The organism is Photobacterium malacitanum, from assembly GCF_900185615.1.
GTDB classification, from domain to species: domain Bacteria; phylum Pseudomonadota; class Gammaproteobacteria; order Enterobacterales; family Vibrionaceae; genus Photobacterium; species Photobacterium malacitanum.
This window is the reverse complement of the sequence record NZ_FYAK01000007.1, coordinates 148009-166678: the sequence shown is the minus strand read 5'-3', so window position 1 is coordinate 166678 and position 18670 is coordinate 148009. Positions and strand designations below refer to the sequence as shown.

Here is an 18670-nt window from a genome sequence, read left to right as displayed (position 1 = left end):
TATAAGCTAGCATTACCTCGATATGCTTTGGCACGATAATTTGTGTTCTAAATTGATTTAAATATAAAGAGAAAAATGTGAAGAAAATTCTCATAGCTATAGGAACTCTTGCTGTATCAATGAATACCTTTGGTGAAGAACCTTTGTATTATTGTGGTACTTATATATCTAAACAACATGGTATTCAGAAAGCATTAGCAACTGTTTATGATAGCCATGGTGTAATTGAATATAAAGCTGAGGGAGATGGTTGGACTAGATCTTACATGTCTGAATTTGATAAAGCTTCTATTATATCACCTAATCGGATCCGTCTTTGGAATGATACGGATCCTCGTACTTATGGGCAGTGGGAATTCCAAGGCGATAAAATATCTACATTTTCACAAATTATTCGTGGATGTATATAGTTTACTGGGGGTCTATATGTACAGGTAAGCATAGTATCAAAAACTATACTTACTTGAATTTACATTCAATACTGTTCTCAATAGCCCGATTGGAGTCATATAAACGAACTGTTTCTACTATTCCCCGGATTATAAGAAATCATTTTAACGATCTTGCTTCAGTCTATTGATGTTCATACACTTGATAAATTGCAGTACTTTCAATAATTTATTATCAGTGCTTTCCAAATCATTTCAGTATGACAAGCCTTGCCGCGCATAATTTAGTATTGGCGGATTGGTTATTGTCCATTTTAGGCTGTATCAAAAAGTTGTGTAATCAGGCAATGGTCAATAAGTTTCTTTTGTGGGCGATAGTGAAGCCAGTGATGTATTGTTGATTGAAAAAATGGATCGTCTTACTCGTCTGCTCTGGGGAGAGTGGAAAACCTTAAAAGCACGCATTATGGCCAAAGGTTTAGTGATAGTCGTAGCTGATCAGCCTATGACTCATATAGTGTTCAGTTCTTGGCTGCAAAACAGCATTACTCTGGCCTTAACTGAGTTCATGTTAGATCTTGGTGCAGCTATGGCGCGTGATGATTATGAAACACGCCATAAATGTCAGGCTCAAGGGATCGCTAAGGCAAAAGAGGAAGGAAAGTGTCGAGGTCGCCAACCTAATTTAGCGTTACACCACGATATTTTAGATCAATTAACGCTAGGACGTAGCTATTCACAGATACAACAGAAGTTGGGTTGCAGTCGGGCTACAATAGCGAGAGTGGTAAAAGAAAATTAGCATTCCATATATGAATAATCCAATCACCTATCATCACCTTGATTAATGACAGATGATAGATGATAGATGATAGATGATTGTAAAATATATGGATTTATTTTTTCTTTATATTAACCCACGTGTTTGTATATATTTTTATTAGCTTTTTCATTTCTTTATTTATGTCATCATGCTTTTGAGGGTTTCTGGACTTTGACAGTTGTCTTTCCAAAAATTTAGATGATAATTTTATAATTAAAATCCCTTTTTTATTATATATTTCTCTAACCCATTTTAGCTCTGTATATTTCGATATGTTATTATCTTTATCTCTATTTATAATAAACGCTAACTTTATATCTTTATTAAATATTTTGTCAGAAATTGATAAGTAGTCGTTTCGACTTAAACCTTGTTTGTTATATATATTAATAAAAACTTTACTACATTTATATTCATTAAGTATTTCATTCCATATATCTTTATTTCCGATATTTGTAGCAGATATGGTTGAAAAATTATTTTTTTGTGTTATTTCTATATTAACCAATTCTGCAGCCAAAAGTACTTTTATTGATTTTAGTACCCAAGAATAAAAATCTAACTGTTCTTCATGTCCTTCAGAAATTTTATTTAAGTCAGATATTAGTGTCCCTATTTTTTGTTTTCTAAATTCTTTATCTATTGAACTTACTTCTATGTCATATTCATCATGAATATCTTCTGCGTTATTTATATTTAAACCTATATTTTGGTTATTTAATGCAAGTAAGTAACATGGATGTATTAGAAGTTTTGAGTCCGGGTTAAAATCTCTATCAGGGTCTTTACCGTCGTGGCAAAAAACATAAGAAGAAGATGTATCATTATATAATCCTATGAATCCAACACTATATAAACGTTGGATTACTTGGGCTGGATTATCGCTTAAAATCAAGTCCTGTTTGAGTAATTTATCAGAAACATCATCATTATCAAGAGCTTTTCCTATAAGATTGCAAGCTATATTAAGTGTAACTTCTTGTGGTTCATTACTGAAGCATTTAGTGAATTTCTCTAAGGCAGGAAAAACTGTTTCATATTCTTTATGTAAATCATTCAATCTATTATTAGATATAGTTTTTGCGGTTGCATCTATGTCTTCAATAATAATGTTTGTTCTATTTTGGCTTCCTGCTCTTAAAAAAGCATCATTCAATAAAACTAATATATCACGAGGTCTATATAGTGTTAGTTTTAATGCAAACCTAAAGCCTTTTAATGATTTTAATTCATCTGCAGTATGTGCATTCCACACTCTAGTATTATTTTCAACATTAGAGTTAAAAGCAACTCTTAATCTATTACATACTAAATTAAATAGATTGTATTCATCCCAATGAATTCTTAATGTCTGCCCTTCTATATTTCTTGTGAAGTCAGGATCATTTTTCGATATTGCTCTATATATGTTATCTCGAATGAATGCGAAAGCAATTACTTTTTCTTTAAGAATATGCTTTATATCTATTACTGATTGGACAAAACCATCTACAATCGCGACTCCTAAGTTGTCTGGAGTATATCCTTCATCTAATTTGTCAGCAAATAATACAAATTGAAACTTTCCTTTTTCTGCTGCTTCTAGTATCACTTCTTCTAATAAGTCTAATTCAAAAGCATCAGATAAATCGGCAATTCTAGACTCGGGTGATTTATTTTTATCATCAGATTCTAGAATGCTAATTAGTTTCCTTCTTATCTTTCTTGTAATATTATTTCTTCTTGAACCCCAATCAACAATATGTGATTGTATTGAATGTATATCCAAGAAATTTTTTAACTTATAATGATTTACCATTTCAGTTATAACTTCCATATATATGGCATATCGCCAAGCAAGTTTACTACCAGCTTTTATATGTAGGTAATTATCACCGAATAATTTAAGGACATCACGTAAACCTATTATTTGTTCTTCAACAGGAGTTATAACTAATACTTGGGTCTTTTGTCTATTTTCCCAATGTTTAGATAACATATGTACTAATGCACTTTTTCCTGTTCCTCGTCGTCCTACAATAATGCAACGATCATATGATTCTAATAATGATTTATATTCAGTTGTCTGCCAAAAAGAATTCTCAAGCATATTAACATCATGCTCAGCTCTAATATCACCAAGTATATTGCCTTTCATATTATTACCAACTAAAATTAATAAAATTTATAACATTTCAACTACTAGCTTTCTTCCTTTATCTGTAATTGTATAATTATAATTATCTTCTTTTTTAATGTTATTATTGTTTTCTAAATTATTTATGTGATAATAAAAAAATCCATGTTCAATTTTAAGGTACTCTCTTATTCTTTCTGCTTTAATACTTTTAGATGTATTAAAAAGTACCTTTAATATTGATATTTGTTCTTCTGGGATAATAATATTTTCACTAATACTTTCCGTTTTCTCTTTTTTTGTAATTGTTTTCTTTAATTCTCTAACGGAATTACCAAGTGCTGCTTCTGAACTGTCTTTTTCCCATGAAGGATCATAAGTGAGAGTGTTAAAACCAGTAAGGTCACTTGGCATTACCGGGCTAGATTCTCCTCGTGGAACTAAGATAAAGCAGTTTTTCCTTCCATATTTGCCAATAAACATTCCTAACTCAAGGTATAAGTTGTCTCTTGCGACATTTACATTTTCGCCTCGTCGAGTAACGATGTCATCTGGAGTCATTACAAAAAGGCCATATTCGTGTTTTTGTAATGCAATCTCTAGTTGCTCTAATGGATAGCCATTAGAGGAAAAAGTGCCTTGCGTCCAAATTTCAGCTCTAATATGACTATACTCTAGAAGAGCTTTAACTGTTTCTGCTATTTCTAATCCCTCAACAGAGGAAGCAATAAATAAATTTGATATATGACTCATTATAAATTACCTCAAGTGTAATATTCTTGATTGGAATTAAAAAATATAATTTAAAACCATGAATATCTTTAAATAAAAATTTATCGCTGAGAATAGAGGTCAAAAGGGTTCATGAAAAGAAAACAAGAAGAGTTATTAATATATGGTTACAAAAAATATTGAGAAATTTTTATTATTTTATCGTTATTACTTTTCTTAGGTTGTTTTTATTTAGAAATCTCAATTTTTGAAAGCCGATTTATTATTAATATGGTTCAATTGTTCATACATAGTTTTATCTAGCTGCTTTTTTCTTAGCTATATACATTCATTTCATACCAAGCCCTCACCTGCATTGAATTTAGGATGCCCATTCATGCTATCGATCTTAATGGTGGCATAATCTGTATGCCGTTTGATGTTAAGGCCGCTTAGGCTATGGCCATCAACAATATAAAGGGTATTGTCGTTGGTGGTGCAGCTGTTGGCCGTGGGTTCGGTGGTGGCGATAACGCACCAATCGTTGGTATAGGTTTTGGTGTCGGTGAGGCCTATGGTGTGCAGGTACACTTCTTTGTTTCTCATTACTGCTTCTGACTTTGCTGCAATGAATAGCCCTTTGAGTTCGGTAACTGTTCTTGCCATCTTGTTACGTGCCATTAGGCCATGAAAGCTGGGTGCGGCAGCTGCGAGTACTATTGCTAAAATAGCGATTGTGAAAATTAACTCTAATAATGTAAATCCATTTTTATTCAATCTTTTACCTTTATTTGTGTATTACATTTGTACTACATTATAAGAATTTGAAGCGGTTGGCTTTCCACTCTGAGCCATCGATTAATCCCTTGTCGTAATAGCCTGCCCAATCAAACAACTCAAAAATGGTATCAGCCACCACATACAACTTATTAGTTGTAAATCCCCCATCAAACAACTTAAGAGTTGTAAATAACCTCAAATACAACTAGCAAGTTGTATTTAATCTAACTGCTCTTCCTCGCACCTCGAAAACTCGCCCCTGCTTCTAAAACCTCGCCCCTAAAACCCACCCTTCAATTGCATCTAATTTGGTAACAATCTTTTGCGCTTTAACACCATTGTTTTGCTTTTGGTAATTGTTACTATAGCTCCATCGAAACGCAGACGGCGTTGACAAACAATGATAAAGATAAGGTTACACAACTCATGAAAACAGTTATTAAAGCAATTATCGCTACCGCTATTATCGCCACGTCTTACACTGCATCAGCACGTGATGGCGCATTTACTGGTAACGTTAGTTTCAATAACCAAGCGAATAATGCTGTTGTAGCCAGCCACTACGCTGTCAACGGTACTGCTGATAAATCACATTCTGGGATTGTGGTAACAAACAAAAACAGCCACATGAGCTTTAATGAAAAACTATTATCAGCCGCTGATAAATAATTAACTCACTGTTTTTGTTATTAAATCATCTTCATCAAACCGTTTTACCCTGTTTTTAATTATTATCTATTTCGTAAAAGTGTTTTGGTATTAGCCTCTATTGTTACTTAAATGATAGGGCGTAGAATGAAGTCATTGAAGCACACAGCAACACTAAAATCGGTAAGGATATACATTTCTCCTCCAGTATATCCCTCAACGTAAACTCAAATTCAGACTTATGGCCAACGCGGTAAGTCACTATAAATTAATAAATAATTATCGGAGTTTTACTATGAGCAATGTATTTTACATGCCACCTGTAACCTTAATGGGTCCTAACGCTATTCAATCTTTAGGTGCTGAACTTGCATCAAAAGAGCTAAAAAAAGCCCTAATCGTCACAGACAGTGTATTAGTTGAAGTGGGTTTAGTTAGCAAGCTAACAGATGAGCTAAAAGCTCATAACTTAGATTTTGTTATCTATGATGGTGTACAGCCAAACCCAACTGAGAAAAACATTGAAGATGGCCTTGCGCTGCTTGCACAAAGCAATGCCGATTTTGTGATTTCATTTGGTGGTGGTTCTTCTCACGATACTGCTAAAGGTATCGCCTTAGTGGCAGCGAACGGTGGTCATATTCGTGATTACTCTAAAGGTGTTCACTTATCGAAAAAACCACAACTGCCATTGGTAACCGTGAACACAACAGCGGGTACTGCTTCAGAAATGACAGTATTTGCGATCATCACTAACCAAGAAGATGAAACCAAATACCCAGTGGTTGATAAGCACTTTACGCCAATTATTGCAGTGAACGATTCAGAGCTAATGGTCGCAATGCCTAAGTTCCTAACCGCTGCAACCGGTATGGATGCATTAACGCACGCGGTTGAAGCGTATGTTTCAACAGCTGCAACCCCAATCACTGATGCATCAGCGATTAAAGCCATTGAGCTAATTGTAAACAACCTAGAAACCGCTGTGAACGACGGTGAAAACCGCGCAGCACGTGATGCAATGCAGTACGGCGAGTACCTTGCTGGTATGGCATTCTCTAATGCTTCTTTAGGTTACGTTCACTCAATGGCACACCAATTAGGCGGTGTTTACGACCTGGCTCACGGCCTATGTAACGCTATCCTATTGGCAGAAGTTTCGCGCTTTAACGCCAAACAAGTACCAGAGCGTTTTGTTGATATCGCCAAAGCTATGGGTATCGACACTGCAGCAATGACTCAAGAGCAAGCAGTAAATGCCGCCCTTGAAGCCATTGATGCACTCTCTGAAAAGGTAGGCACCAAGCAACGCCTAGCTGATTTGGGTGTCACTGAAGATAAGTTAGCGTTCATGGCGCAAAACGCTCTAAACGATGCGTGTTCTTTAACCAACCCACGCAAAGCGAGCCTAGAAGAAATCGTTAATATCTTCAAAGCACGCATGTAATTACCCTGACTATTGGTAATTCACCTCTCAAAAAGGCCGCTGAGAAATCAGCGGCCTTTTTGTATCTAATAAAAAACCACAATGATAGGTTTTGGCTATTGAATGTATCGACTGTAACGATTTCCTTAATATTCCCATTTTGACAATAATGGCTTCAGAGATTTGATTTGCACTACAGCATAAAAAATTAAAATTATATTCAAAAGGATCCCATATTATGATCAACACTGAAATCAAGCCATTTAGCGCTACAGCATACAAAGAAGGCAACTTCGTAGAAATCACTGAAAAAGACGTTCTAGGTAAGTGGGCAGTATTCTTCTTCTACCCAGCTGACTTTACTTTCGTATGTCCAACTGAGCTTGGCGATTTAGCAGACCATTACGCAGAGCTTCAGTCTCGTGGCGTTGAAGTATTCTCAGTATCAACGGATACTCACTTCACTCACAAAGCATGGCACGACAGCTCTGATACTATCGGCAAAATCAACTACTACATGGTAGGCGACCAAACAGGTAACATCACAAATAACTTCAACGTTATGCGTGAAGGTCAAGGTCTTGCTGACCGTGCGACTTTCCTAATCGACCCACAAGGTGTTATCCAAGCAATGGAAATCACTGCAGAAGGTATTGGCCGTGAAGCTGATGACCTAATGCGTAAAGTGAAAGCTGCACAATACGTTGCTGCTCACCCTGGTGAAGTTTGCCCTGCAAAATGGAAAGAAGGCGAAGCAACACTAACGCCTTCTCTAGACCTAGTTGGTAAGATCTAATCTTATTAACCTTTGATGATAATGTTTATTTTTGACATCACGTCGAACTGAAATATTACTCATCCTGCTTTTAAATAAGATGTTTATTTAAAAGTAATAAGGCATCAAACATCCCCTAGTGTTTGGTGCCTTATTCATTCAAAGACCTTCAAACATATTTACGCCTTTTTATATAGGCAATATGTCGTATGACAGTAGACCGCATTGATTATCTGCTGTTAGGCCATGAACACATTAAAAAGGCAAGATTATGTTAGAACAAAACATGAAGCAGCAACTACAAGCGTATTTAGAAAACTTAAAAACTGACGTACAACTGGTATTAAGTTTAGATGATAGTGACACTGCACAAAAACTGCATGAGTTAGCTTACGAAATTGCAGAACTAAACGATAAAGTGAGTGTTATTGAGAATAATGACGCTAGTGTACGTAAGCCTGTTATGCAAGTGGTTAACCCAACCAAACAAACCTCAATCAGCTTTGCAGGTTTGCCAATGGGACACGAATTTACCTCATTGGTATTAGCACTACTGCACAGCGGTGGTCACCCAATGAAATTAGAACAAGCGGTTATCGATCAAATCGCCGCTTTAGATCAAGACATCGTTGTTGAAACCTTCATTTCACTATCTTGCCAAAACTGTCCTGATGTTGTGCAAGCGTTCAACATGATGGCAGCGATTAACCCACGCATTAAAGCAACCATGATTGATGGCGCAGCTTTCCAAGCGGAAGTAACAGAGCGCAATATCATGGCTGTACCGACTGTGTATGTAAATGGTGAAGTCTTTGGTCAAGGCCGCATGTCACTGACTGAAATTTTAAATAAGTTAGACACTGGCGCTGCTAAAAAAACAGCAGCAAGCCTTAATGACAAAGCCCCATTTGACGTATTAGTCGTTGGTGGTGGCCCAGCTGGCGCATCAGCAGCTATTTACTCTGCACGTAAAGGTATTCGTACTGGTGTTGTTGCCGAGCGTTTTGGCGGCCAAGTAATGGATACCATGTCTATCGAGAACTTTATTTCGGTTCAAGAAACAACAGGCCCTCGCTTAGCGGCAAGCCTTGAAGAGCACGTAAAACAATACAACGTTGATATCATGAGTGAGCAACGTGTTAAGAATATTGTTGAAGCGACTGATACTGAAGATGGTTATGCCCATATCTATCTTGAAAGTGGCGCAATTTTAAAATCTCGCAGTGTGATCATCAGTACTGGTGCGCGCTGGCGTGAAATGAACGTTCCAGGTGAGCAAGAGTACCGTAATAAAGGTGTGGCTTACTGCCCTCACTGTGATGGTCCATTATTTAAAGGTAAACGCACAGCGGTTATCGGTGGTGGTAACTCAGGTATTGAAGCGGCAATTGACCTTGCAGGCATTGTTGAACACGTAACTGTACTTGAATTTGCTGACACATTACGTGCAGACCAAGTGTTGATCAATAAAGCAGAAAGCATGCCTAACATCGACATTATTAAAATGGCACAAACGACTGAAGTGGTTGGTGATGGTACTCGTGTTACAGGTATTAGCTACAAAGATCGTAACACGGATGAAATTAAACACATCGAACTTGCAGGTATCTTTGTTCAAATCGGTTTAGTACCCAACACTGAGTGGCTAAAAGAATCCGCGGTAGCATTAACACCACGTGGTGAAATTGAAATTGGTGCTCATGGTAACACTAGCGTTGAAGGCATTTTTGCGGCCGGTGATGTAACAACCGTCCCTTATAAGCAAATTATTATTGCAATGGGTGAAGGTGCTAAAGCAAGTTTAGGTGCTTTTGATTACTTAATTCGTACTCCTGCACCAACGGCTAAATAATAATTCATTAAAATAAAAAAAGCCTAAGTTATTAATACTTAGGTTTTTTTATATCTAAACATTGATTACTGTTCGATTTGATTACAATTTGATCTTCAATACCCCATTTTAAACAGTAACAATATCGTCACAAACGTTCTTATTCCAAAACCCAGCTATTCTATATAGGTATATTGACTTGGATTTAACACCAAGAAACCATGACTATCATCAACCCTATCAATAACAACATTCATACCCATAAAAACTATTTGATTTTATTATTGAGCTAACTGTCACTGAAAAAGCTCATTTTACAAAACAAACCACGATTTACAAAAATAAAAAAACAAATAAACCCATTTTATTTAACACTCTTAAGTTTACTTTTAAAACATTAAAAATCATAACCTTACGAATGAGGTTATTTTTTTTCTCAAAAAATATCCCTTGTTGAGAGTTTTATTTTCGCATTAACCAATTGCGCGCCTCGCCTCTAAACTTATTTTTTTTCGCGTATTTTGTTCCCTTTTTTACCCATCTTTCCTCTGGGGTATATTTCTTTATCTAAATCAATCCCACTTTTTAAGTAACTATGATTCCTTTTCTACACTTTTAAGTAATATGTTTTATAACTATTGAGAATGCACTTTTCATTCACACTCCCTATTTGAAGCAGGAAGCTAGTTACATGGAATATTTAGAAAGAATTAAGCGCTTGGCTAAAGTTCAAGGCATTAGTCAAAAACAACTTGGTGAAGCACTTAGCCTTCAGCAAGGTACAATGAGTCGTAAACTATCGGGTAAATACGGTATTGAAGTTCGCGAACTAGAAAAAATCGCTGAAACTCTAAATACATCAATTGGCTATATTCTAACGGGTCAAATTGACACTGGAACACAGGCAACAACGACTATCAGCACGCAACATGATAGCTCTGCAACCTGCACTTATATTCCAGTTATTCACCGTAAAGATTTTTCAGCTTACAATTCAGGTGAGTCTGTTGAAGTCATCAGCAAGCGTGCGATTCCACAACACTTAGAGCGTGATGCATGTCTTGGCTTGTTCATTGACAATGAAAACATCGCCCATTGCGCACCTGTAGGTAGCTATGCATTAGCAACGAAAGAAGCGGCTTATCGTCCAAAGCAACCAGTGTTTGCTTCTGTTCGTGGCAGTGAGCCTGATTTTTATCACATGACTCAACTTGCTGATGGCGTTGTGTTCTCAACCTCACAGCCAGATTTTCCTAACTTATTTGTTAATAACGGTGAGTTCCAAATTCACGGTTATATTATCCAATCAGACTGGGCTTACGACCGTTAATCACCACGGAATGCTCAACTAGGGATAAACAAAAGCTCATCTTATTTAGGTGAGCTTTTTTATTTGTTGTCATTTTGTCCCTAAATACGCTACTTTCGTGCTGTTTATTCATATTTCACTTTGACGAATAGTTAATTATGCCAACCATTATTGTCGCATCAGCTAACCCAGCCAAAATTACCGCTGTCAGTAATGCATTTAAGGATGCGTTTCCTCAGCAGCAGTTTACGATCACAGGAGTAAGTACCGTCAGTGGCGTTCGAGATCAACCACTAACCAGTGAAGAAACATTATTAGGTGCGAACAATCGAGTCGATTATTGCCGAAAGCGTTACTCAAATGCTGATTACATCGTTGGTTTAGAAGCAGGCTTAGATAATAATTTTACCTTTGCATGGATGGTAATTGAACATCAAGGTAAGAAATCAACAGCCCGCTCAGCATCATTACCATTACCCCCACTCGCATTAGCGAAAATAGCACAAGGTATGGAGCTTGGAGATGTGATGGATGAAATGTTTGCTCAACAGAATATCAAGCAAAAAGGTGGCGCGATTGCGATGCTAACTCAGCACTTATTAAGTCGTAGTAGTGTTTATCAACAAGCATTAATTTTAGCATTGATCCCTTTTTTAAATCCGGAATTATACTAAATACAACACAGCGTTTATTTATAATAGCGCTGTGCATAAACGGCTAAAAATGATTGAGTGGCAATATATTACAAACTGGATGAGCCATTTTTAGCGAGAAACTCAGCTAACCATGCTTTGGTATCATCATCTTGATGTTTTAGCTCATTTGAACCACGAGTAATTGTTGCGACACCCACACCAAGTAACTCACTAATTTTACGCTGACTACGTTCACCATTAAGTAACTCGTGAACAATATTCACGCGAGCAATTAAGGCTTCTCTCTCATCATGAGTTAATAACAATTTAAACAGTAATTGATCTCTTTGTTGTGCAGATGCTTGCTGAAGCAAATCCAAAACCTGTTGCCAATCAGTATACTTCGGTGAGTCTACAGCCATTTCTATTTACCCCATCAGGCATTATTTCAAGCTTGCAGTGTACCGCGATTCCCACATCTGACCAAGCATGTGTTCTTTTTTATAGTTGATAACTTTACCAATAAAAACGCCTATTAATAGCGCGTATATTTATTAATGACACCTTGGATTGAAAACAATAACCTTGCACATCATTACCAACAAACAAAACACACAATTTATCATAATATATAACAAAATAGTTCGTAATTTTATTTGTAGTTATTATATTTTTTTGCTAAAAATGCCCTAATATATGAAATTTTTTCCTTTGCTAATGTTAAAAAAAACAAATTAAATGATATATCTATATTATTACTGTAACAATTTTATTTAAATTCAGCGATTAATATATTTCTATTATACCTTCACTAAAAACCATACAATATTATAATTGAAAAATGACATAGAGATAACATAGCAAATAGGATCAAAAGCTGTAATTTAGTTATACTAAGCTATTCATAAATAATACTGATGATCAGTTGATATAAAAGTACAAATAAATCTATTAAATTTGATTGTCAAATAGATAAACCACACTTATAAATCAAATAAATAACAGGCAGAGAACCTAAGATGGAAAGCTTACAATATCGATTGTTTTCAGGAATAGTATCCAAACTTCCAATAAAATTACGCTTACAACTTTTATATTACCGTAAATACAAAAAATTCATTAATTACTCACACCCAATAACCTTTAATGAAAAAATACAATTAAAAAAAGTTCATGATCGCAGTGAGTATTTAACCATTGGTGCAGATAAATTAGCTGCAAAAGAGTTTATAAAAACAATTGCACCAGAGTTGTACATTCCCAAAACGCTGTGGGTAGCTAAATATATTGCTGATTTTGATATGTTCCCATTTAATAAAATGCCGAACGATTACGTATTAAAAGCTAACCATACTAGTCAGACGATTGAATTTGTACGTAACGGTAAACATTTTTCAAAACCAGAGATGAAAGCGTTTGCTGGACGTTGGTTTAAAAAAGATCAATCAGGTTCACTTGGTGAGTGGGGATACCAAAATATTCCACCACGGGTATTTGCAGAAGAGTTTCTTGATTTCAATGGTACAACGCCTGATGATTACAAACTGCATGTTATTGATGGTAAAGTAGAATTTATCCAATTAGACCAAGGTCGATTTGAAGAGCATTTCCGTAATCATTATGATCGCGATTGGAATGAATTAGGTATGACTGTGGTTTACCCACGTCGTGTGCCAGTACCTGAAAAACCTGAGTTTATCGATAAGATGATCGAAATAGCAGAGCGTATTGGTCAATATTATGACATGGTGCGAGTTGACTTATATTTCCATAATAATCAAATTACTTTCAGTGAGTTGACTATGTACCCTGCTGCGGGTTTTGCTCCTTTCCCTCAAGAGTGGGATGAAAAATTTGGTAAACGTTGGATTTTAGATTACCCAACATATTCACAGAAAAAATAAATCTATTTTATTTTTTCTCGCTTTAATTTATATTCTGTAACTGTACAGCTAACCGCTACTGTTATCCCTCTGCATAACAGTAGCGGTTTTATTTTTATAATTACAATAAGTTTATTAAATAGATTGAACAGCAATAATTATCAATTAAACACTAAATATTATTAATAATTCGCATTTAATTCTGCAGGGCTAAATAATACCCCTTTACGTCCCATCAATTGATTGTAATAAATATCAAACATTAATACATTTTGAACATAACCGCGTGTTTCATTAAATGGTATTTGTTCAATGAATGAATAAACATCTAATTTACCTGCTGTTATTTTTTTCCACTGTGCAACCCGACCAGGCCCAGCATTATAAGATGCAAAAGCATAAATACGGTTACCATCGTGACGCTCTAACATCATTTTTAAATAAGCACTGCCTAAACGAATATTAACACTTGGATCAAATAAACTTTGTTTTCCTTGATATTTATAATCAAGTTTTTGAGCAGTTTCAGCAGCTGTCGCTGGCATCAATTGCATTAAACCACTTGCGCCAACATGTGATCGTGCATGAATGTTTAACGCACTTTCTTGACGCGCTAATGCCATCATGGTCGATGCTGGTATATTGCGTTGCTTACTAAAGAAATCAAATAGCCATTTGTGTGCTAATGGAAATCTTAAGGTCATATGATCCCATAACTTACCAGAAATAGTCGCTTGTACCGCTAAGTAATGCCATTGATGCTTTTCAGCATATACCGCTAACTGGCGCTTAGTTTGTACATTGGTAATTTTAGAGAGCAAATAGCCCCACTCACGATTTGCAGCAGTCACTTTATCAAGTGCAATTAACTCTTTAACACGCGCTAAGCTCTTGTTATAAGGTGTTAATAAAGCGGTCGACGTTGGTGCTTTCGTTAACGGATATACAATCGGCTTATGTAATATCGTTGCCGCAGCCGCACTGTAGAAATCTCGCTCACCTAGTAATGATGTGTAAATTTTATCCGCTTGTTTTTTCTTACCATTTTGCGCTAACAATTTGGCTTTCCAAAATGTCCAACGCGGTGTCTGTTGTGCTTGTTTCGGTAAACGGTTAATCCATAACTGGGTTTGTTTCCAATTCGCTTCACGGATCGCATTGCGTATACGACGCTCTAACAAACTGGTGTTAGTACTGTGGGCTAATTTGCTATCACGCCATTGTGCTAATGCGGCATCATTGGTCGACATTAATCGAGAAGCTACCGCATCTGCCAATGTTTGCTTAGTCGCTTTATCAAAATGCTGCCCTCGCACCACTTGATCATATTCAGCCACAGCTTGTTGGGGATCTTTACGGGCTAGCAATAAAAAAGCACTCTTGGTAAGCGACTGATTAAAAGCTGTTACTTTACTTTTCTTAGCAAATTCACCCACCTTTTGAGGCTGGTTATATAACGCTAAGATAGTATCGCCTGTAGCTTTAGCATCACCGGTTAGCAATTTATCAAGGTAGCTTAATAAACTGTTATTTCCTTTGGCGTAAGCTAATACCATTCGATCTAACACCATAGCATTAGTGCGTTTTCCCGCAGCACTCCAACTATTTAATAGTGCGTCGCAACTCGCTGGTAACGAGCTTCCCGTTTGCCATAATTTTTCAGCGCCCTGCCATGCTAATGTCGTTTTCCCGGTTTGAGCTTTAGCATAATAAAAACTACATTGGAGAGCAGTCTGTCGTGGTACAGCCGGTTGCATCAATAAAAAGTCATGCCAACGCTCAGTCTTAACCAACTGATTTAAATAACGTGTTTTGATCGTTTGGCTAAAAGGCAGCATTTTATACTTATTGATAAATACCTTTACTTGGCTGGTGTTTTTAGTCGCAAGCTGAGCGTTAAATTCGCGATATTCTAAGTAAGGATATAATGGATATCCGCCTAATTTGGTTTTTTGCTGATGAAATAATGCCATATCATTGGCTGAAAACGCATGTTGCGCTTGTTCATACCATGAACGTTGCTGCTCTAATGTCGCCGCTTGGCCACTCACGGCTGTGGTTAATCCGACGGTCAACAAAGCAAGTGAAAAAACTCGAGAATAACTAAATAGACGTGTCACGATTAACTCCATATAAAAAACGTCAAAACTTATCGATAAACCCTGCTCAATGATAGCAAAAAAAAGCATCACCCATGCAACATCGTTATCAATGTCAATCGTCATATACCTTGACGAATATATCATTACTGTTAGGTATGATTGTGATGGTTAGCATTGCAATAAACAATCGATTTTATCGTTAAAATATTTTACTGAACCAACGAATAACCAACAATTCGAGTGAACTTTTAAAGATTATAGGTACTATATAAGCTTCATTTTAGAACTAGAGATCACACACGGATATGGCTGATTACGTCTATACCATGTCGCGAGTGGGCAAAATTGTCCCACCTAAGCGTCAAATCTTAAAAGATATTTCATTAAGTTTCTTTCCTGGTGCCAAAATTGGTGTTTTAGGCCTAAATGGCTCAGGTAAGTCAACTTTACTGCGTATTATGGCTGGCATTGATACCGATATTGAAGGTGAAGCTCGTCCACAAGCAGGACTAAAAGTCGGTTACCTACCCCAAGAACCAGTACTAGATGAAACCAAAACAGTACGTGAGATTGTTGAAGAATCAGTGTCTGATGTCAAAGAGGCATTAATTCGTCTTGATCAAGTTTATGCAGCTTATGCTGAACCAGATGCTGATTTTGACGCTTTGGCAAAAGAACAAGGTGATTTAGAGTCGCTGATTGAAACGAAAGACGGTCACAACCTTGGTATGCAGCTTGAGCGTGCCGCTGATGCACTGCGTCTGCCTGATTGGGATGCACCGATCAAGAATCTATCTGGTGGTGAACGTCGTCGTGTTGCTATCTGCCGATTATTGCTTGATAAGCCTGACATGCTGCTACTTGATGAGCCAACCAACCACTTAGATGCTGAGTCGGTAGCATGGCTAGAACACTTCTTGGTTGATTACAGCGGTACTGTGGTAGCGATTACCCACGACCGTTACTTCCTCGACAATGCTGCTGGCTGGATTTTAGAACTTGACCGTGGTGAAGGTATTCCATGGCAAGGTAACTACACCTCATGGCTTGAGCAAAAAGATGCACGTCTAAAGCAAGAATCATCGCAAGAACGTGCTTTGCAAAAAACTATCGAGAAAGAACTTGAATGGGTTCGTCAAAACCCTAAAGGTCGTCAAGCAAAATCAAAAGCACGTATGGCGCGCTTTGAAGAACTCAACACTAACGAACACCAAAAGCGTAATGAAACCAATGAGCTATTCATTCCACCAGGTGAGCGTTTAGGTGATAAAGTTATCGAGGTGAATAACCTTACTAAATCGTTTGGTGATCGCGTACTGATTGATGATTTATCATTCAGCATTCCTAAAGGTGCTATCGTCGGTATTATCGGTGCTAACGGTGCGGGTAAATCAACCCTATTTAAAATGCTAAGTGGTGAAGAGCAACCGGATTCTGGTTCAATTGAATTAGGCGAAACGGTGAAATTGGCTTCGGTAGATCAGTTCCGCGATAGCATGAATGACGACAACACCGTTTACCAAGAAATTTCTGAAGGTGCTGATATTCTTAAGATCAACAACTTTGAAATTCCGGCTCGTGCTTATGTATCACGCTTTAACTTTAAAGGCAGTGATCACCAAAAACGCATTGGCGATTTATCTGGTGGTGAGCGTAACCGTGTTCACTTAGCGAAACTGCTAAAATCAGGCGGTAACGTATTACTACTCGATGAACCAACCAACGACCTTGACGTAGAAACCTTACGTGCGTTGGAAGAAGCACTACTTGAGTTCCCTGGTTGCGCTATGGTTATCTCGCATGACCGTTGGTTCCTTGACCGTGTTGCAACTCATATTCTTGACTATCGCGATGAAGGTAAAGTGAGCTTCTTTGAAGGTAACTTTACTGAATATACCGATTGGCTCAAGAAAACATTAGGCTCAGATGCTGCTGAACCACACCGTATCAAGTACAAACGTATTGCAAAATAATTGTATTACTACGCTGTAAACAAAAAAGAGCTGTGTCATCAGCTCTTTTTTTGTTAGAAAATAAAAACAACTTTAAAATCATATATTTTGTAAAACAACAGTAGAACAATATACTGTATTGCCTCATTTATGTGACGTGATGGCTAGCAATAATAAAAGCAACGACATAGACTGAGAGACTGATTAGTTATCGCTAGTTGATTCGATACTGACCACGCCAAAGGTCTTAATTTCTGTCAACGTTCACTTGTTTCTTAATAATAGCTATAAATTATGTCTCATATAGAACCACCATCGTCAGAGCCATCATTAACCAATAAATCACCACATCCGCTACAACGCTATTATCGTACTGCCATAATTATTACGGTATGCGGTATCGTTAGCTTTGGCTGCTATTCGATGTTTCACCTTTATCAAAATGCTAAAATCTCTCAGATAAAAGCCCAAAAATTAAGTGCCCAAGCGTTAGAATTAAGTGCCTCACTTTCTGAAGAAACGGCAATGAATCAAGATCTTAATCAAGCATTGGCGAATAAGAAAAAATCATTAGTTGCCCTAAATCAACGAATTGATGACATGGAAACAGTGCTGGGAATTGAGCCCGTTGATGAAACTCAAACCATCACGCAACGGGTCGATACTGCCGCAATTAACTCCGCCGTCAGAGCGACGTTATTTCAGCTGATACCCAATGGCGCCCCCACACCTAATGTTCAATTAACATCAGGCTTTGGCACTCGCATTCATCCCATCACCAAAAAACGAAGACGCCATGATGGCCTTGATTTCGCGGCTAAAATTGGCACTCCGATCTATGCCCCTGCCGATGCGGTTATTGAACGCGCTCGCAGCAGCAATTATGGTTACGGTAATCAATTAACCTTAAATCATACGATGGGATTTATTTCGACTTACTCTCACATGAGTAAATTTAACGTTAAGCAAGGTGAGTTTGTTAAAAAAGGTCAACTTATTGGGTGGACAGGTAATTCAGGATTATCAACCGGCCCTCACTTACATTATGAAATTCGCTTTTTAGGCAAACCACTTAACCCACGTCCATTTGTTAAATGGAACATTGAAAATTTTGACGAGCTGTTTAAACAAGAAAAGAATGTTCAATGGGCATCATTGCTAAATACCATCAATGGCATGGTGGCAATGCAGGTACAGTTAACCGGCGATGAAAACCACGATATCGGCATCGCGACCGTTAAACATACCAAGCCCATCAACAACCAAGACGACCTTTAATCGCTGCTCTAA

At 37.1% G+C, this 18670-nt stretch carries 16 protein-coding genes; 11 read left to right on the top strand and 5 right to left on the bottom strand.

What is annotated here, in order from left to right; genetic code table 11:
- Positions 1-77: 77 nt before the first annotated feature.
- Together PMAL9190_RS15090 and PMAL9190_RS15085 are read left to right on the top strand one after the other, a co-directional pair.
- Entirely contained in the window at positions 78-410 is a 333-nt protein-coding gene (locus PMAL9190_RS15090; protein ID WP_087845905.1) for a hypothetical protein, read from the top strand.
- Between the two features lie 346 nt (positions 411-756).
- Complete coding sequence (locus PMAL9190_RS15085; RefSeq protein WP_087845904.1) at positions 757-1191, top strand: recombinase family protein; 435 nt, start codon at positions 757-759, stop codon at positions 1189-1191.
- 94 nt (positions 1192-1285) lie between these two features.
- On the opposite strand, the gene PMAL9190_RS15080 is transcribed toward PMAL9190_RS15085, so the two are convergent.
- The 3 genes from PMAL9190_RS15080 to PMAL9190_RS15070 all read right to left on the bottom strand — a co-directional run bounded on the left by PMAL9190_RS15080 (position 1286) and on the right by PMAL9190_RS15070 (position 4816).
- Positions 1286-3349, bottom strand: coding sequence for a P-loop ATPase, Sll1717 family (locus PMAL9190_RS15080; RefSeq protein ID WP_087845903.1), 2064 nt, complete (start codon positions 3347-3349; stop codon positions 1286-1288).
- Positions 3350-3376: 27 nt separating this feature from the next.
- Positions 3377-4081: a nucleotide-binding protein gene (locus tag PMAL9190_RS15075; protein WP_087845902.1), complete on the bottom strand. Its 705-nt coding sequence runs from the start codon at positions 4079-4081 to the stop codon at positions 3377-3379.
- A gap of 312 nt (positions 4082-4393) precedes the next feature.
- Positions 4394-4816, bottom strand: a complete 423-nt coding sequence (locus PMAL9190_RS15070) for a GspH/FimT family pseudopilin (RefSeq protein WP_087845901.1) — start codon at positions 4814-4816, stop codon at positions 4394-4396.
- Positions 4817-5245: 429 nt separating this feature from the next.
- Here PMAL9190_RS15070 and PMAL9190_RS15065 point away from each other — a divergent pair, with 429 nt between their 5' ends.
- The 6 genes from PMAL9190_RS15065 to yjjX all read left to right on the top strand — a co-directional run bounded on the left by PMAL9190_RS15065 (position 5246) and on the right by yjjX (position 11482).
- Complete coding sequence (locus tag PMAL9190_RS15065) at positions 5246-5488, top strand: hypothetical protein (protein ID WP_087821346.1); 243 nt, start codon at positions 5246-5248, stop codon at positions 5486-5488.
- 274 nt (positions 5489-5762) lie between these two features.
- A complete protein-coding gene (locus PMAL9190_RS15060; RefSeq protein WP_087845900.1) occupies positions 5763-6914 on the top strand; it encodes an iron-containing alcohol dehydrogenase in 1152 nt (383 codons plus the stop codon).
- A 217-nt stretch (positions 6915-7131) separates the two neighbouring features.
- On the top strand, positions 7132-7689 hold the full coding sequence (ahpC, locus tag PMAL9190_RS15055; RefSeq protein WP_087845899.1) for an alkyl hydroperoxide reductase subunit C: 558 nt from the start codon (positions 7132-7134) through the stop codon (positions 7687-7689).
- A 250-nt stretch (positions 7690-7939) separates the two neighbouring features.
- Entirely contained in the window at positions 7940-9520 is a 1581-nt protein-coding gene (gene ahpF, locus PMAL9190_RS15050) for an alkyl hydroperoxide reductase subunit F (RefSeq protein WP_087845898.1), read from the top strand.
- 670 nt (positions 9521-10190) lie between these two features.
- Positions 10191-10829 (top strand): helix-turn-helix domain-containing protein, encoded by a 639-nt coding sequence (locus PMAL9190_RS15045; protein WP_087845897.1) that lies wholly within the window; start codon positions 10191-10193, stop codon positions 10827-10829.
- A gap of 137 nt (positions 10830-10966) precedes the next feature.
- A complete protein-coding gene (gene yjjX / locus PMAL9190_RS15040) occupies positions 10967-11482 on the top strand; it encodes an inosine/xanthosine triphosphatase (protein ID WP_087845896.1) in 516 nt (171 codons plus the stop codon).
- Positions 11483-11550: 68 nt separating this feature from the next.
- Here yjjX and trpR read toward each other — a convergent pair whose 3' ends face one another.
- Positions 11551-11865 (bottom strand): trp operon repressor, encoded by a 315-nt coding sequence (trpR, locus tag PMAL9190_RS15035; RefSeq protein ID WP_087845895.1) that lies wholly within the window; start codon positions 11863-11865, stop codon positions 11551-11553.
- Positions 11866-12462: 597 nt separating this feature from the next.
- On the opposite strand from trpR, the gene PMAL9190_RS15030 reads away from it, so the two are divergent.
- The gene (locus tag PMAL9190_RS15030) at positions 12463-13347 is read left to right on the top strand and encodes an ATP-grasp fold amidoligase family protein (RefSeq protein WP_087845894.1); all 885 of its coding nucleotides are present in this window, start codon (positions 12463-12465) and stop codon (positions 13345-13347) included.
- Between the two features lie 161 nt (positions 13348-13508).
- On the opposite strand, the gene sltY is transcribed toward PMAL9190_RS15030, so the two are convergent.
- A complete protein-coding gene (gene sltY, locus PMAL9190_RS15025) occupies positions 13509-15446 on the bottom strand; it encodes a murein transglycosylase (protein WP_235004370.1) in 1938 nt (645 codons plus the stop codon).
- A gap of 287 nt (positions 15447-15733) precedes the next feature.
- Here sltY and ettA point away from each other — a divergent pair, with 287 nt between their 5' ends.
- Entirely contained in the window at positions 15734-17401 is a 1668-nt protein-coding gene (ettA, locus tag PMAL9190_RS15020; RefSeq protein WP_087845893.1) for an energy-dependent translational throttle protein EttA, read from the top strand.
- A gap of 273 nt (positions 17402-17674) precedes the next feature.
- Positions 17675-18658 carry a M23 family metallopeptidase gene (locus PMAL9190_RS15015; RefSeq protein WP_087845892.1) on the top strand — a complete coding sequence of 328 codons (984 nt, stop codon included), beginning with the start codon at positions 17675-17677 and terminating at the stop codon, positions 18656-18658.
- The last annotated feature ends 12 nt before the right edge of the window (positions 18659-18670 follow it).

Coding starts and splice junctions, on each gene's coding strand:
- PMAL9190_RS15045 (WP_087845897.1), top strand. CDS start 10,191: ATGGAATATTTAGAAAGAATTAAGCGCTTGGCTAAAGTTCAAGGCATT.
- trpR (WP_087845895.1), bottom strand. CDS start 11,865: ATGGCTGTAGACTCACCGAAGTATACTGATTGGCAACAGGTTTTGGAT.
- PMAL9190_RS15015 (WP_087845892.1), top strand. CDS start 17,675: ATGTCTCATATAGAACCACCATCGTCAGAGCCATCATTAACCAATAAA.
- ahpC (WP_087845899.1), top strand. CDS start 7,132: ATGATCAACACTGAAATCAAGCCATTTAGCGCTACAGCATACAAAGAA.
- ettA (WP_087845893.1), top strand. CDS start 15,734: ATGGCTGATTACGTCTATACCATGTCGCGAGTGGGCAAAATTGTCCCA.
- PMAL9190_RS15075 (WP_087845902.1), bottom strand. CDS start 4,081: ATGAGTCATATATCAAATTTATTTATTGCTTCCTCTGTTGAGGGATTA.
- yjjX (WP_087845896.1), top strand. CDS start 10,967: ATGCCAACCATTATTGTCGCATCAGCTAACCCAGCCAAAATTACCGCT.
- PMAL9190_RS15030 (WP_087845894.1), top strand. CDS start 12,463: ATGGAAAGCTTACAATATCGATTGTTTTCAGGAATAGTATCCAAACTT.
- PMAL9190_RS15060 (WP_087845900.1), top strand. CDS start 5,763: ATGAGCAATGTATTTTACATGCCACCTGTAACCTTAATGGGTCCTAAC.
- PMAL9190_RS15080 (WP_087845903.1), bottom strand. CDS start 3,349: ATGAAAGGCAATATACTTGGTGATATTAGAGCTGAGCATGATGTTAAT.
- ahpF (WP_087845898.1), top strand. CDS start 7,940: ATGTTAGAACAAAACATGAAGCAGCAACTACAAGCGTATTTAGAAAAC.
- PMAL9190_RS15065 (WP_087821346.1), top strand. CDS start 5,246: ATGAAAACAGTTATTAAAGCAATTATCGCTACCGCTATTATCGCCACG.